Below are 13,033 nucleotides of genomic sequence, written 5' to 3' on the forward strand. Positions count from 1 at the left end.
TCCGTCTGACGAGCCACAGCTTACGTTTCCACGGGCCGCCGTGCGCAGAGGCCGCGCCCTCTCGGACCGATGGATTGTCAGTGGCGGGTGGGAGACTTGAAGGGTGGTCAGAGGGTGGGTGAGCAGGGCGACTTAGCAGGCGAGGTGCCCCCAACCACCCGTCACAGAAGGGGGATTGAGCCCGTGAAGGGTGATCGCGTGGAGATAGTCGTGGACGCGGGAGACACGACGCGCACGTATGAGGTGGTGGCGAGCAGGGCGGGCCGCAGGGTGGAGACGGCGGTGCGTCGAGGTGTCGTGGAAGTGAGCGAAGTCACCCGAAGCGGAACCGTGGTGCGTACGGCCCGCTTCATGGCGAACCGGGTCCTCGCGCTGGTCGAGCAGCCCATCCCGAGGGAGGACGGCTCCGAGCGGAGCCATGAGAAAGCGGGGCACACCGGGCGTCCCCTCGGGGATGACCCCGAGACCTAGGACCTCGTCTCCACCCAGGGGAGTACTCCGCAGGTCATGGCTCATCCTCCGGGAGGCCCGCCAATCGGTACGAGGGCATGACGTGCGGAAGCGGCCGCCCGCCTAGATTTGAGGTCAAGCGGCGGGTGCAGCACTCGTCCCCCGAGGTCAGACACCCGCCGCTGCCAACGACAACTGACACAGGTCAGGAGAGGGACCATGGCCCAGACGGCACCGCGGACAGTGATCCGCATACAGGAGCGCACACTGCTGCGCCCCCGCCGCCAGGGCCGCCGCCACCCCTTGGTGGCGACGCTCATGGCCCTTCCCCTGGCGGCCCTTCTCCTCCTCGTCTTCGACGGCTGGGAGACAGTGGCCACACAGGCGTCGTCCGTGGGCGTGATGCTGGGGCGCTGAGCGGCGACCCCAGGCCCGGAAGAGCGGTCCGGGCGGGGACATCCACCCATGAAACCCCGTGGGGACGGGGGTGCGGCGGACGGCACAAATGCCGGCGCAGCTGGGGAGCTGCGCCGGCATTGCTTTTGCCTCCGGCGGACGGGCGACATGCCTCTCCCCCGGGAGGGCCCGCACCGACGCCGGGCGCCCCTCATCCGGCGAGGTCCCACACGTACGCTCGGCCCAAGCCATCCGCACACAAGGGACCCCCGTGACCCCGAACCCGCTCCTGCCCGACCTCACCGCCCGAGCCATAGCCGCGGCCCATTCCCGTACATCCGCCTGTCCCTGCGGAGCCACCGTCACCCTCGCCGAGCGCCCGGACGCCACCGTGGTCCGCCACGCCGACACCGTCGCCAAGGCCCACGCCCCGGACCTCACCCCGGCAGACCTCGCGCCCCGCCTGCTCACGGCCACCCGCCTCCCCGAGCTCCTGCTTCCGCCCCTCACCCCCATACCCGTCGAACTGCACGGCCGCCTGGTGAGCCTCTGGCCGTACGGCGCACCCGTGGACCCCGAGGACCCGGATGCGGCCCCGTGGGAGGCGGCGGCGGACCTGCTCGCCCATCTCCACCGCACCCCCGCCCCCGCCCCGCTGCCGCCCATGCGCGGACCGGTCAGAGCCGCGCTCTCCATATCCCGCCTCTGCGCCGCCACCGCTGGCGGCCCCGCCACCGACGCCGTCCTGCGCGCCTGGGCCACCCTCCCCGCCTGGGCCCGCGCCGAGGCCCCGCAGCCCGACACCGCCACCCTCTGCCACGGCGACCTCCACCTCGGCCAGCTCGTCCGGTACCCGGCCCCGGACGGTCCCTGGCGGCTGATCGACGTGGACGATCTCGGCGTGGGTGTCCCGGCCTGGGATCTGGGCCGGCCGGCCGCCTGGTTCGCCTGTGGGCTGCTGCCGCCCGACGAATGGCACCGGTTCCTGACCGCGTACCGCGCCGCGGGCGGCCCCGCGGTACCCGCCGACGGCGACCCCTGGCCCGCCCTGGACGTCGCGGCCCGTGCCCTCACCGTGCAGACCGCGGCCCGCGCGATCACCAAGGCCGAGGCCGAGGGACGCCCGCTGGACGAGGTCGAGCAGGCTCTCGTCGACGCCAGTGACCGAATGGCTTCCTTCCCCCCGGAGTTGGTCCATGAAGAGGCGAAGTAGGGTGCAACCGACCGCAGCCGGACAGAGTCTGTCCTGGCGATACATGAAGCAGGACCGACCGGCGAGGAGTTGAGCTGACGATGCAGTGTCCGAAGTGCCACGCACCGATGCACACGTACAACCGCAATGGTGTCCAGATCGAGCAGTGCAGTGGCTGCCGCGGGATCTTTCTCGACTACGGCGAGCTGGAGGCGCTGACCCGCCTGGAGTCCCAGTACGCCCAGCCCGCCCCGCCGCCCCCGGCCGCCCCGCAGGCCTACCCCGCCCCGCAGGCCCCCGCCTGGGGCGCCCCGCACGGCGGCCACCACGGCGGTCACTACGGCCACAAGCGCCACAAGAGCTTCGGCCACATGCTGTTCTCCAGCTGAGCCGCACCGGCACGACGAAGCCCCCCGGTCACCGACCGGGGGGCTTCAGTGTGTGGACGATACTGGGATTGAACCAGTGACCTCTTCCGTGTCAGGGAAGCGCTCTCCCGCTGAGCTAATCGTCCTCGGGACCACGACCCGCAGGTCGTAGGTGCTGCGTGCGCGATACTGGGATTGAACCAGTGACCTCTTCCGTGTCAGGGAAGCGCTCTCCCGCTGAGCTAATCGCGCGGGAGGATCCGAAGATCCAGTGGACGATACTGGGATTGAACCAGTGACCTCTTCCGTGTCAGGGAAGCGCTCTCCCGCTGAGCTAATCGTCCTTGGAGGTGGAGACGGGATTTGAACCCGTGTAGACGGCTTTGCAGGCCGTTGCCTCGCCTCTCGGCCACTCCACCAGGAGTGTAGGGGTTCGGGAAGATCCCCTGTTCCATCGAGCGGACGACGAGGCTCGAACTCGCGACCTCAACCTTGGCAAGGTTGCGCTCTACCAACTGAGCTACGTCCGCTTGTCGTTTCGTTCCGCTCCCGCGGCCCGGCGACGTGTTGAACTCTAGCGGATTCCGGGGCCAGCACAAAAACGCGTTTGTGCAGCGTGCTGCGCCTCACCTGGTCAGGGACCCCGCAGGGCTCCCCCACGGGACATGGCCAGGTCACCCGCAGGACACCCGCCATAGACTCGATGCGTGCTCGACCTCCCTCCCCTGGCCCGCTTCGGCGACCGCGTCGCCACCGGCCTCCTCGATGTCACCGGCGATCCCGCGGCCCTGGACTCCGCCGGGTTCTGGGCCGTCTGCGCCGATTTCGAGGGCGGCCTGACCTGCGCCCGCTTCCGGGACGTACGGGAGGAGCCCGTGCCCACCCCGGTGCCGGGGGAGTGGCGGGGGCCGGCGGCCGGTGACTGGATGTCGTCGCTCGACCGCGCCGGGTACATGGCGGGTGTACGGCGCATCCGTGAGCACATCGCGGCCGGCGAGGTCTATCAGGCCAACCTGTGCCGGGTGCTGAGCGCGCCCGTCGAGCAGGGCGCCGATGTGGACGCCCTGACCGCGCTGCTGGCACGCGGCAACCCGGCTCCGTACGCAGGAACGATCCGGCTGCCGGAGCACGGGGTCGAGATCGCCACCGCTTCCCCCGAGCTCTTCCTCCGTCGCGACGGGAACGTCGTCGAGTCGGGGCCGATCAAGGGCACCGGGCGCACCGAGGCGGATCTGCTGGAGAAGGACTTCGCCGAGAACGTGATGATCGTGGACCTGGTGCGCAACGACATCGGGCGGGTGTGCGCCACCGGGACCGTGACCGTCCCCGATCTGTGCACCGTGGAGAAGCACCCGGGCCTCGTGCATCTGGTGTCCACCGTGCGCGGCGAGCTGCGCGCCGGCGCCGGCTGGCCGGAGCTGCTGGACGCCACCTTCCCCCCGGGCTCGGTCACCGGTGCGCCCAAGTCGAGCGCGCTGCGGATCATCGACGCGTTGGAGACGGCGCCCCGCGGGCCGTACTGCGGTGGCATCGGGTGGGTCGATGCCGACCGGGGTGTCGGAGAGCTGGCCGTCGGGATACGTACCTTCTGGATCGACCGGGCGGCCGGGCTGCTGCGATTCGGCACCGGGGCCGGGATCACCTGGGGTTCGGATCCCGAGGGGGAGTGGCGGGAGACCGAGCTCAAGGCGTCCCGGCTGCTCGCGGTAGCGTCGGGCACGTACGAGGTGACTGGAGAGGGACTGACGACGTGAAGATCTGGCTGGACGGCGGGCTGCAGGACATCGAGTCCGCCCGTGTCTCCGTCTTCGACCACGGGCTGACCGTGGGCGACGGCATCTTCGAGACCGTGAAGGCGGTGGACGGCCGTCCGTTCGCGCTGACCCGGCACCTCGACCGGCTGACCCGCTCGGCGCTCGGCCTCGGTCTGCCCGAGCCCGACCACGACGAGGTCCGCCGCGCCTGCGCCGCGGTCCTGGAGGCCAACCCGATGCCGCTCGGCCGGCTGCGCATCACCTACACCGGCGGCCACGGCCCCCTCGGCTCCGACCGCGGCGACCACGGCCCGACCCTCGTCGTCGCCCTCGGCGAGACCACCCGTCGGCCCGACTCCACGGCCGTGATCACGGTCCCCTGGACCCGCAACGAACGCGGCGCCCTCACCGGCCTGAAGACCACCTCGTACGCCGAGAACGTCGTCGCACTCGCCCGCGCCCATGAACACGGCGCGACGGAAGCCCTGTTCGCGAACACCGTCGGCCAACTCTGCGAGGGCACCGGCTCGAACGTCTTCGTCGTCCTGGACGGCGAGATCCACACCCCGCCGGTCGCCTCCGGCTGCCTCGCCGGCATCACCCGCGCGCTCACGGTCGACTGGACCGGCGCCAGGGAGACCGACCTGCCGCTGGACGTGCTGGAGCGGGCCGACGAGGTGTTCCTCACCTCCACCCTGCGGGACGTCCAGGCCGTGCACCGCGTCGACGACCGCGAGCTGCCGGGCGCACCGGGCCCGGTGACCGCCAAGGCGATGCGGATCTTCGAGGAGCGGTCCGGGGACGACCTGGATCCGTGAGGGCCTGAGAAAAAATGGGCTGCCGTCGGGCGCCGGGCTGGGTAGAACACACCTGATGACCACGACCCTGCGGCCCACCGAGCCGCTTCAGCACAATGCGGACGGAACCCGCTCACGCCGCTACCAGGTGTGTGTGAACAGCCGTCCCGTCGGCGGGATACGTCTCGCCACGCACGCGGAGTTCGGCCCGTCCGTGGGCTGCGTCTCGGAGCTGCGGATCGAGGAGCCGGATCGCAGGCGGGGCCGCGCCACGGTGGCCGCGCTCGCCGCCGAGGAGGTCCTGCGCGGCTGGGGCTGCGAGCGCGTCGAGGCCTCCGTGCCGGGCGATGCCGAGGGCGCGCTGCGGCTCGCCCTGGCCCTCGGGTACCTCCCGCGCAGCCGCAACATGACGAAGCGGCTGAACGGCACTCCGCCCGAGCTCCCGGCCGGCAGCGCCCCACGGCCCCTCACCGAGGCGGAGTTCGGCCCTTGGCTGGCTCATGGGCGCGAAGGGTTCGCCCACGACCTGATCGAGAGGGGCGTGCCCGCCCACGATGCCTACCGGAAGGCGGACGCCGGGCACGCGAAGTATCTGCCGGACGGGCTGGCCACCGAGAACGTGCTGATCAGCGTGCTGGAGCACGGGGGTCACGCGGTCGGCACGCTGTGGCTGGGCCTGTGGTCCGATACGGCGTATGTACTCGACGTCGAGTCCGACGAAAGGTTCCGCGGCCGTGGTCACGGGCGGGCCTTGATGCTGCTGGCCGAGGTGCAGGCCGTGGCGGGCGGAAAGGACCGGATCGGCCTGCATGTCTTCGCGGACAACCCTCCGGCGGAGCGGTTGTACGAGTCGCTCGGCTACGAGACGACCGCGTACCACTTGGGGAAGGGCTTGGCGTAGCGCCGGGGAGGGGGCGGGGCGGACGACCTAGCGCGGCGCTGCCAACAGCCTGTCGGCGATCTCCTCGATCCGCTCGCGCAGCCCCTCCTGGCTCTTGCCGCCGTCGAGCCGCTCGCCGCCGATGACGTACGTCGGTGTGCCGGTCACGCCGATCGCCTTGCCCTCGGCCTGGTCGGCGTCGACGATCAGGATGTGCCGGCCGTCGACCAGTGCGGTGTCGAACTCCTCGGCGTCCAGGCCGAGTTCCCGGGCCACCTCGACCAGGAAGGGTTCCCCCTTACGGTCCAGCTCCTCGACCCGGCCCAGCACGGCCTCGACGTACTGCCAACCCTGGCCCTGTTCGAGGGCCTCCTCGGCGGCCTGCGCGGCGGCGAAGGCGTGCTTGTGCTTCTCCAGCGGGAAGTGCCGCAGCCGCAGCTCCAGCCGGTCGCCGTAGCGGGCGCGCAGGGCGCGGAGATCGTCCAGGGCGCTGCGGCAGTCGGGGCACTGGAGCTCGCACCAGACGTCGAGGACGGGGGCGGCGGGACGGTCGGGGGAGGAGTCGCTCATGGGCCCAGTCTCCCAGCCCCGGCGCGCACGACCCAATCCGACCTGGGGCTTCGCCGGGGGCCGTGGCGGGCTGTCGGTCCATGACCGGGACCTGCGGAGGAGGCGACCCGGAGATGTCCCTGATGTCGGGCCCAGGCATGGCCTGGCGGGGTCGGTACGGTGCAGGATGGAAGGGACGAAGTGCCCTGTCCCGACCCAGCCTGCCTGGAGGCCCGGATGATTGCCGAGACCGTCTGTTCAGCCGTCGCCGCGGCCGGCCTGGGCATCGCGGCGGTCACGGCGTACCGCAAGCGTTTCCTCGCGGCCACGCGCATCGCCGCGTATTCATTGGTGCCCCTGGGCCTGGTGATGACCGGTGTCGTCGACTGGCTGGCGGACACCGCCTTCAGCCCCACCGCCTGGGCGGGCTTCGGAGTCCTCGGCCTGTCCTGGGCGCTGTTCGCGACCACCCGCGCGGTGGACCGCCGCCGTGGCGGCACCCGCAAGGAGCGCAAGGAGGCTCGCGCCGCCGCACAGAGCGATGCGGTGGCCCCCACGGCCTCGGCGCCCTCGCTGGGCCCGGGATCCCGTCAGTCGACCCGGCCTGCGACCGCACCCAAGGCGGGAGCCGGGGACGACTTCAGCGACATCGAGGCCATCCTCAAGAAGCACGGCATATGACGTTCGCACGCGGACTGAAACGACACAGTGGGTCGCCGCCCGTCCGTAAGTGATCACGACTCGAACCGGACATCACGGAATCCAGCGAACTCCCGCTCATTCCGGGCGTGTTGATCGCGCGGCGAGGCATAACTACGTCATCATCGCCGCGAGATGCTGGACACGACACAGAGCGAGGCACCGCCGTCTCAGGACGAGCCTCGCGGGTGCCTCTTCGCCCTTTCCCAGCCACCGCTGATGATCTTCCTTGCGGTGATCGGGTGTCTGCTCCTCATGGCTGCGCTGCACGATCTGCTGCTGCTCTGAGCCGTACCCGCGGCCCCCGGCGCCACCCGCCGGGGCCCGCGTCGACACACCTGTCGTGCCCCACGGGCCGCTCAGCCGGCCGCTTCCTTGCGGCGCGCCCGGTAGGCGGCCACGTGCAGACGGTTTCCGCAGGTACGGCTGTCGCAGTACCGCCGTGAACGGTTGCGGGAGAGGTCCACGAAGGCATGCCGGCAGTCCGGCGCCTCACAGCGCCGCAGCCGCTCCTCCTCGCCGGCCACCACGAAGAACGCCAGCGCCATGCCGCAGTCCGCCGCCAGATGATCGGCGACGGAGGCGCCGGGGGCGAAGTAGTGCACATGCCAGTCGTAGCCGTCGTGGTCGGTGAGCCGGGGGGTGGTGCCGGCGGCGGCGACCAGGTCGTTGATCAGCCCCGCCGCGACCCGGGCGTCCGGCGCGGTGAAGATCGCGGCGAACCGCCCGCGCACCTTGCGCACCGCCGACAGATCGAACTCCGACAGCACCCCGACATCGCTGATCTCGTGCTTTCGTACGAAATCGGCGAGAGCCGCGACATCCGGTAGTGCGTCCGGTGTCTCGTCGCCCTCCGGCGCGGTGTTCACCAGATCCACCACGGCGTCGAGTGCGCACCTGGTGTCATGGGTGATCAGCACGTTTCGCTCCCTGGCCTGGTGGTCGGGCGGGGTGCCCGCCGATGCCCGCCGATGGTAGTGGCTCACGGAGCCCGCACACGGGCCGCGCCCCCACGCCGCATCGATTACAACGCCGCGGCGACGCCGACGGTTCCCGTCGGACGCCCCTGTCCGCCGCCCCTGTGGCCCCACGGTCACCGTCCCCCGCACACGCACCAGCGCCGCCTCCGCGGAGCGGAGACGGCGCTGCTGTGTGCCGTATGCGGTTGTCTAGGCCCGAGCCGTCTCCCCGAGTCGACGGCGCCGGGCGGCTTCGTGGGGTCTCGCCCTAACTTTCCGCCAGGATGTGAGAGAGCTCCTGATCCAGATCGAAGTGCCGATGCTCCGTGCCGGGCGGCACGGCGGCATCCGTTCGCTTCAGGAACGACTCCAGAGCCCGTGCGGGCGCCTCGAGCAGCGCCTCGCCCTCCGGAGAGCTCAGGGCGATGCAGACGACGCCCTGACCATGACTGCGCGACGGCCAGACGCGGACGTCGCCGGTGCCGGTGGGCCGGTGCAGGCCCTCCGCGAGGAGGTCACGGGCGAACACCCACTCGACGGTCTCTTCTGCTCCGGTGTGGAAGGTGGCGTGCACGGCGTAGGGGTCGGCCGTGTCGTACCGCAGGCCTGCGGGGACAGGCAGGGAGGACTCGCTCGACACAACGAGGCGCAGGTGCAGCTCGCAGCTGACCGTGGTGTTCATAAGCGCCAGGGCCTTTCGCTCAGTGTGCGCTCGGGGATTCGCACGTCGGCGAAATCGACATGCCACCTACGGTGCCGTTGTAAACCCCTCTGAGTGTTTTGCGTGTGTTTACGTAACTCTTCCGGCCGAGAACCTGTTCGCGAGGTACGCCCATTCCGGTGACTGGTTTCTGTCCGGTAGGGTTTGGCCGTATGAATACGGGGAGTAACGAGCCGGGCGAGGTTGCCGTGGCTGCTGACGAGACCGAAGTGGACGGAGTGAAGGACGACGGCGAGCGGGGTCTGGGCTCCAAAGCGCCGGAGTTCATCAAGGCGCGCAGGGCACTGCATCTGAGCTGGCAGGTCGGCGTCTTCATCATCGGTCTGGCGATTGTGATCGCCGGCATCATCATGCTGCCGTTGCCCGGCCCCGGCTGGGTCGTGATCTTCGGTGGCATGGCGGTCTGGGCGACCGAGTTCGTCTGGGCCCAGCTGGTGCTGCGCTGGACCAAGCGCAAGGTCACCGAGGCGGCCCAGAAGGCGCTCGACCCGAGAGTGCGCCGCCGCAACATCATCCTGACGTCGATCGGCCTCGTGATCATCGGCGTGCTCGTCGGGATCTACGTCTGGAAGTTCGGCATCGTCATGCCCTGGAAGATCAAGGACCAGTGATCCACGAGGGGGTGCGGATGCCCGCCGGTGCCCGTTCGCGCTGGTCATGCGCACCCCCTGACATGGGGTAATGTTCTTCCTGCGTCCGGGCGATTAGCTCAGTGGGAGAGCGCTTCGTTCACACCGAAGAGGTCACTGGTTCGAACCCAGTATCGCCCACCCGGATCCGACGGCCCGTCTGCGAAAGTGCAGACGGGCCGTCGGCGTTTGCGTATCCATTCCGCATCGGACACCTCGATCGCGGCCGCGTGAGCCGTGTCCCGTGGGCGCCCTGACGGTGTGACCGTACGCCCCTCACCTGCGACATCATCCCGCCGCTCCGGTCCGGCGGGATCTCACGCGCCGTCAACTCGCCGCGCAGGCCCGCAAGAAAATCCTGTCCGAATCATTGACGCACCCCGAGGCCCTCCGTAACTTGTGCCAGCAAGCGCTTACTTGAAACGATTCATGCAGACGGCGTACACGCTGCGGGGAGGGCCCGACTGTGGGAACCAGCAGGAATGTCGACAGGCGCACGATTCTGAAGGCGGCCGGCGCATCGGCGGCCACACTCGGGCTGGCCGCGACCACCGGATGCGGGGGCGACGGGGGTGCCTCCGCCGATGGGACGGTGACGATCCGTTACGCATGGTGGGGTGCCGAAGACCGCGCCCAGCGGATCAACAAGACCATCGCGCTCTTCGAGAAGAAGTACCCGAAGATCAAGGTCAAGACGGACTTTCAGCCGTACACCGACTTCTGGAAGAAGTTCAACACCCAGGCCTCCGGGGGGAATCCGCCGGATGTGTTCCAGAATGCGATTGGATTCCTGCGCAAATACGACGCGAAGAATGTGCTGCTCGATCTCAGTGAGCAGGTCAAGGCCGGGAACCTCTCCATGGACGGCTTCCGCGCGGGCCTCGACAAGTTCGGCGAGATCGACGGCAAGCTCCTCGGTGTCCCGGTCGGCTCCAACTCCATGGCCCTGGTCATCGACAAGCCCGTCTACACCAAGGCCGGCGTCAAGCCGGAACAGGGCTGGACCTGGGACGACTTCGACGCGGCGATGAAGAAGATCCGCGACAGGGCCGGGCGTGCGGGCGACAGCGGCATGTACGGCGTCATGTATCTCTACGACCTCTACCTCCGCCAGAACGGCAAGGCCTTCTTCACCGAGGACGGACTCGGCTTCACCGAGGCGGATCTGACGGACTGGTGGACCAAGGCCGAGAAGGGCGTCAAGGAGGGCATCTACGCCGACGCCAAGAAGGTCGCCCAGATCAAGCCCAAGTCGGCGGTCTCCGCCGAGCTCGCCGGCGGCGAGTTCACCTGGGACAACTTCACCGTCCGCTACACCTCCGAGGGCAAGAGCGAGTACGGCCTGGCGCCCATCCCGACGACGGACGGCAAGAAGACCGGCCAGTACCTCGGCTCCCTGATGCTCAGCGCCTCCAAGCGCACCGAGCACCCCAAGGAGGTCGCCCAGTTCATCGACTTCATGGTGCACGACCCCGAGGTCGCCAAGATCATGGGCTACGACCGGGGGGTGCCCGCCACCCAGGCCCAGTTCGACGCGTTCCAGCCGACCGACGAGGTCAACAAGGGCATCGCCGCCTACGAGACCTCCCTCGTCGACGCGGGCGTACTGGAGCCGATCACCCCGCACCCGAACGGCGCGGACATCTGTGAGGCCGCGTTCCTGCGCATCGCCGAGGAGCTGGCGCTCGGCAAGCGCTCGGTCGACGAAGCCGTCGGGCAGTTCTTCTCCGAGTCGAAGACGGCTCTCGTCGTCTGATGGGAATGACCGTGACACACGCCCCTGCGATGGAGGACCTGACCAAGGACTCCGAGCCGCGGCACGGTCCGGTGAAGCCCGAGCGACCCGCCGCCCTCAAGCGGCGGGTCCGCCGGGAGAACCTGGCCGGCTATCTCTTCATGTCCCCCTGGATCGCCGGGTTCCTGCTGCTCACCGCGGGCCCGATGATCGCCTCGCTCTACTTCGCCTTCACCGACTACAACCTCTTCGACGCGCCCAAGTGGATCGGCCTCGACAACTTCTCCGAGATGTTCGGCGACCCACGCTGGCGCCACTCGGTGCAGGTCACGCTCTGGTACGTCGTCGTAGGCACCCCCCTCAAGCTGCTCGCCGCGCTCGGCGTGGCCCTGCTCCTCGCCCAGAAGCGGCGCGGGCAGGCCTTCTACCGGGCCGCCTTCTACGCCCCGTCGCTGATCGGCGCGAGCGTCTCCGTCGCCATCGTGTGGAAGGCGATCTTCTCGGACGACGCGGTCGTGGACCGTACGCAGAAGATCTTCGGGATCGACGTCGGCGGCTGGACCGGCAACCCGGACCTGATCATCTACAGCCTGGTGGCGCTCACCGTCTGGCAGTTCGGCGCCCCCATGGTCATCTTCCTCGCCGGTCTCAAGCAGGTCCCGCGTGAGCTGTACGAGGCGGCCGAGGTCGACGGGGCGGGCAAGTTCCGCCGGTTCTGGAACATCACGCTGCCGATGATTTCCCCCGTTCTCTTCTTCAACGTCCTGCTGGAGACCATCCACTCCTTCCAGATCTTCAGCTCGGCGTACATCGTCGGCGGCGGTGCCGGAGGCAATGCCTGCGGTCCGGCCGACGGCTCGATGGTCTACACCTGCTATCTCTACGTCCAGGGCTTCGAGAACAGCCGGATGGGCCTGGCCTCCGCCATGGCGTGGATGCTGCTCGTCGCGGTCGCCCTGGTCACGGCGGTGCTGTTCTGGTCCCAGAAGCGCTGGGTGCACTACGAGGAGGGCGCCCGATGAGCACCCACGATCTGTCGACCGCGCGGACGGCCGGAGCGCTGCGCCGCAGGCTGCCGGGGTCCCTGGCCTGGCACATCGGGTCCCTGCTGATCCTCGCGGTGATCCTCTACCCGGTGATCTGGGTCCTCGGCGGCTCCTTCAAGAAGAGCGAGGACATCATCGGCAGCCTGGATCTCTTCCCGGGCGACCCCACCTTCTCCAATTACACGAGCCTCGCCGACGGCATCGCCGACATCTCCATCTCCACCTTCTTCCTCAACTCGCTCTTCCTCGCGGTCGGCTCGGTGATCGGGATCGTGGTTTCCTGCTCGCTGACCGCCTACGCGTTCGCGAGGATCAGGTTCGCGGGACGGAATCTGCTGTTCACGCTGATGATCGGCACCCTCCTGCTGCCGTACCACGTGCTGCTGATCCCGCAGTACGTGCTGTTCCGCAACATGGAGATGATCAACACCTACACCCCGCTGCTGCTGGGGAAGTACCTGGCCACGGAGGCGTTCTTCGTCTTCCTGATGGTGCAGTTCATGCGGAACCTGCCCAAGGAGCTGGATGAGGCGGCCCGGCTCGACGGCTGCGGGCACTTCCGGATCTACTGGTCGATCATGCTGCCGCTGTGCCGTCCTGCCCTGATCACCAGCGCGATCTTCACCTTCATCAACTCCTGGAACGACTTCATGGGCCCGCTGATCTACCTCAACGAGCCCGACAAATACACCGTCTCCCTCGGCCTGAAGATGTTCGTCGACCAGGAGGGCGTGGCGAACTACGGCGGCATGATCGCCATGTCGCTCGTCGCGCTGCTGCCGGTCCTGGCCTTCTTCCTGGCCTTCCAGCGCTACCTGATCGACGGTATGGCCACGTCCGGACTGAAGGGCTGAGGCG

At 69.1% G+C, this 13,033-nt stretch carries 16 protein-coding genes and 6 tRNA genes; 14 read left to right on the top strand and 8 right to left on the bottom strand.

The window, feature by feature from the left end; all coding sequences use genetic code 11:
- The first annotated feature begins 183 nt into the window (after positions 1-183).
- From IE325_RS33450 to IE325_RS33465, 4 genes are all read left to right on the top strand, one after another.
- Complete coding sequence (locus IE325_RS33450) at positions 184-471, top strand: DUF8836 family protein (protein ID WP_190073872.1); 288 nt, start codon at positions 184-186, stop codon at positions 469-471.
- A 198-nt stretch (positions 472-669) separates the two neighbouring features.
- On the top strand, positions 670-867 hold the full coding sequence (locus IE325_RS33455) for a hypothetical protein (protein ID WP_190073873.1): 198 nt from the start codon (positions 670-672) through the stop codon (positions 865-867).
- Between the two features lie 250 nt (positions 868-1,117).
- A complete protein-coding gene (locus IE325_RS33460) occupies positions 1,118-2,059 on the top strand; it encodes a phosphotransferase family protein (RefSeq protein ID WP_190073874.1) in 942 nt (313 codons plus the stop codon).
- A gap of 80 nt (positions 2,060-2,139) precedes the next feature.
- On the top strand, positions 2,140-2,427 hold the full coding sequence (locus tag IE325_RS33465; protein ID WP_190073875.1) for a TFIIB-type zinc ribbon-containing protein: 288 nt from the start codon (positions 2,140-2,142) through the stop codon (positions 2,425-2,427).
- Positions 2,428-2,480: 53 nt separating this feature from the next.
- Here the strand turns inward: IE325_RS33465 and IE325_RS33470 are convergent.
- The 5 genes from IE325_RS33470 to IE325_RS33490 all read right to left on the bottom strand — a co-directional run bounded on the left by IE325_RS33470 (position 2,481) and on the right by IE325_RS33490 (position 2,936).
- Positions 2,481-2,552, bottom strand: a tRNA-Val gene (locus IE325_RS33470).
- Between the two features lie 34 nt (positions 2,553-2,586).
- Positions 2,587-2,658: transfer RNA gene (locus IE325_RS33475), tRNA-Val, on the bottom strand.
- Positions 2,659-2,678: 20 nt separating this feature from the next.
- Positions 2,679-2,750, bottom strand: a tRNA-Val gene (locus IE325_RS33480).
- 1 nt (position 2,751) lies between these two features.
- Positions 2,752-2,825, bottom strand: a tRNA-Cys gene (locus IE325_RS33485).
- 38 nt (positions 2,826-2,863) lie between these two features.
- Positions 2,864-2,936: transfer RNA gene (locus IE325_RS33490), tRNA-Gly, on the bottom strand.
- A gap of 177 nt (positions 2,937-3,113) precedes the next feature.
- Here IE325_RS33490 and IE325_RS33495 point away from each other — a divergent pair.
- The 3 genes from IE325_RS33495 to IE325_RS33505 are packed head-to-tail and all read left to right on the top strand — an operon-like array spanning position 3,114 to position 5,858.
- On the top strand, positions 3,114-4,160 hold the full coding sequence (locus tag IE325_RS33495) for a chorismate-binding protein (RefSeq protein WP_190073876.1): 1,047 nt from the start codon (positions 3,114-3,116) through the stop codon (positions 4,158-4,160).
- A complete protein-coding gene (locus IE325_RS33500; RefSeq protein ID WP_190073877.1) occupies positions 4,157-4,978 on the top strand; it encodes an aminotransferase class IV in 822 nt (273 codons plus the stop codon). The genes IE325_RS33495 and IE325_RS33500 overlap by 4 nt, the downstream gene beginning before the upstream one ends.
- A 55-nt stretch (positions 4,979-5,033) precedes the next feature.
- Positions 5,034-5,858: a GNAT family N-acetyltransferase gene (locus IE325_RS33505; protein WP_190073878.1), complete on the top strand. Its 825-nt coding sequence runs from the start codon at positions 5,034-5,036 to the stop codon at positions 5,856-5,858.
- A 27-nt stretch (positions 5,859-5,885) separates the two neighbouring features.
- Here IE325_RS33505 and IE325_RS33510 read toward each other — a convergent pair whose 3' ends face one another.
- On the bottom strand, positions 5,886-6,407 hold the full coding sequence (locus IE325_RS33510; protein WP_190073879.1) for a DsbA family protein: 522 nt from the start codon (positions 6,405-6,407) through the stop codon (positions 5,886-5,888).
- 216 nt (positions 6,408-6,623) lie between these two features.
- Between IE325_RS33510 and IE325_RS33515 the strand changes: the two genes are divergently transcribed.
- Together IE325_RS33515 and IE325_RS33520 are read left to right on the top strand one after the other, a co-directional pair.
- Positions 6,624-7,067, top strand: coding sequence for a hypothetical protein (locus IE325_RS33515; RefSeq protein WP_190073880.1), 444 nt, complete (start codon positions 6,624-6,626; stop codon positions 7,065-7,067).
- Positions 7,068-7,220: 153 nt separating this feature from the next.
- Positions 7,221-7,373: a hypothetical protein gene (locus IE325_RS33520; RefSeq protein ID WP_190073881.1), complete on the top strand. Its 153-nt coding sequence runs from the start codon at positions 7,221-7,223 to the stop codon at positions 7,371-7,373.
- A gap of 71 nt (positions 7,374-7,444) precedes the next feature.
- Here the strand turns inward: IE325_RS33520 and IE325_RS33525 are convergent, their stop codons facing one another.
- Positions 7,445-8,005: a CGNR zinc finger domain-containing protein gene (locus tag IE325_RS33525; protein WP_190073882.1), complete on the bottom strand. Its 561-nt coding sequence runs from the start codon at positions 8,003-8,005 to the stop codon at positions 7,445-7,447.
- Between the two features lie 307 nt (positions 8,006-8,312).
- Positions 8,313-8,726: an SsgA family sporulation/cell division regulator gene (locus IE325_RS33530; protein WP_004002642.1), complete on the bottom strand. Its 414-nt coding sequence runs from the start codon at positions 8,724-8,726 to the stop codon at positions 8,313-8,315.
- A gap of 191 nt (positions 8,727-8,917) precedes the next feature.
- Here IE325_RS33530 and IE325_RS33535 point away from each other — a divergent pair, with 191 nt between their 5' ends.
- From IE325_RS33535 to IE325_RS33555, 5 genes are all read left to right on the top strand, one after another.
- Positions 8,918-9,376, top strand: a complete 459-nt coding sequence (locus tag IE325_RS33535) for a TIGR02611 family protein (RefSeq protein ID WP_190073883.1) — start codon at positions 8,918-8,920, stop codon at positions 9,374-9,376.
- A gap of 87 nt (positions 9,377-9,463) precedes the next feature.
- Positions 9,464-9,535 (top strand) — tRNA-Val (locus IE325_RS33540).
- Between the two features lie 325 nt (positions 9,536-9,860).
- Positions 9,861-11,150 carry an ABC transporter substrate-binding protein gene (locus tag IE325_RS33545; protein ID WP_190073884.1) on the top strand — a complete coding sequence of 430 codons (1,290 nt, stop codon included), beginning with the start codon at positions 9,861-9,863 and terminating at the stop codon, positions 11,148-11,150.
- Entirely contained in the window at positions 11,150-12,151 is a 1,002-nt protein-coding gene (locus IE325_RS33550) for a carbohydrate ABC transporter permease (RefSeq protein WP_190073885.1), read from the top strand. Before IE325_RS33545 ends, IE325_RS33550 begins: the two co-directional genes overlap by 1 nt.
- A complete protein-coding gene (locus IE325_RS33555) occupies positions 12,148-13,029 on the top strand; it encodes a carbohydrate ABC transporter permease (RefSeq protein ID WP_190073886.1) in 882 nt (293 codons plus the stop codon). Before IE325_RS33550 ends, IE325_RS33555 begins: the two co-directional genes overlap by 4 nt.
- Positions 13,030-13,033: the final 4 nt, after the last annotated feature.

This window comes from Streptomyces lanatus, from assembly GCF_014655715.1.
GTDB classification, from domain to species: domain Bacteria; phylum Actinomycetota; class Actinomycetes; order Streptomycetales; family Streptomycetaceae; genus Streptomyces; species Streptomyces lanatus.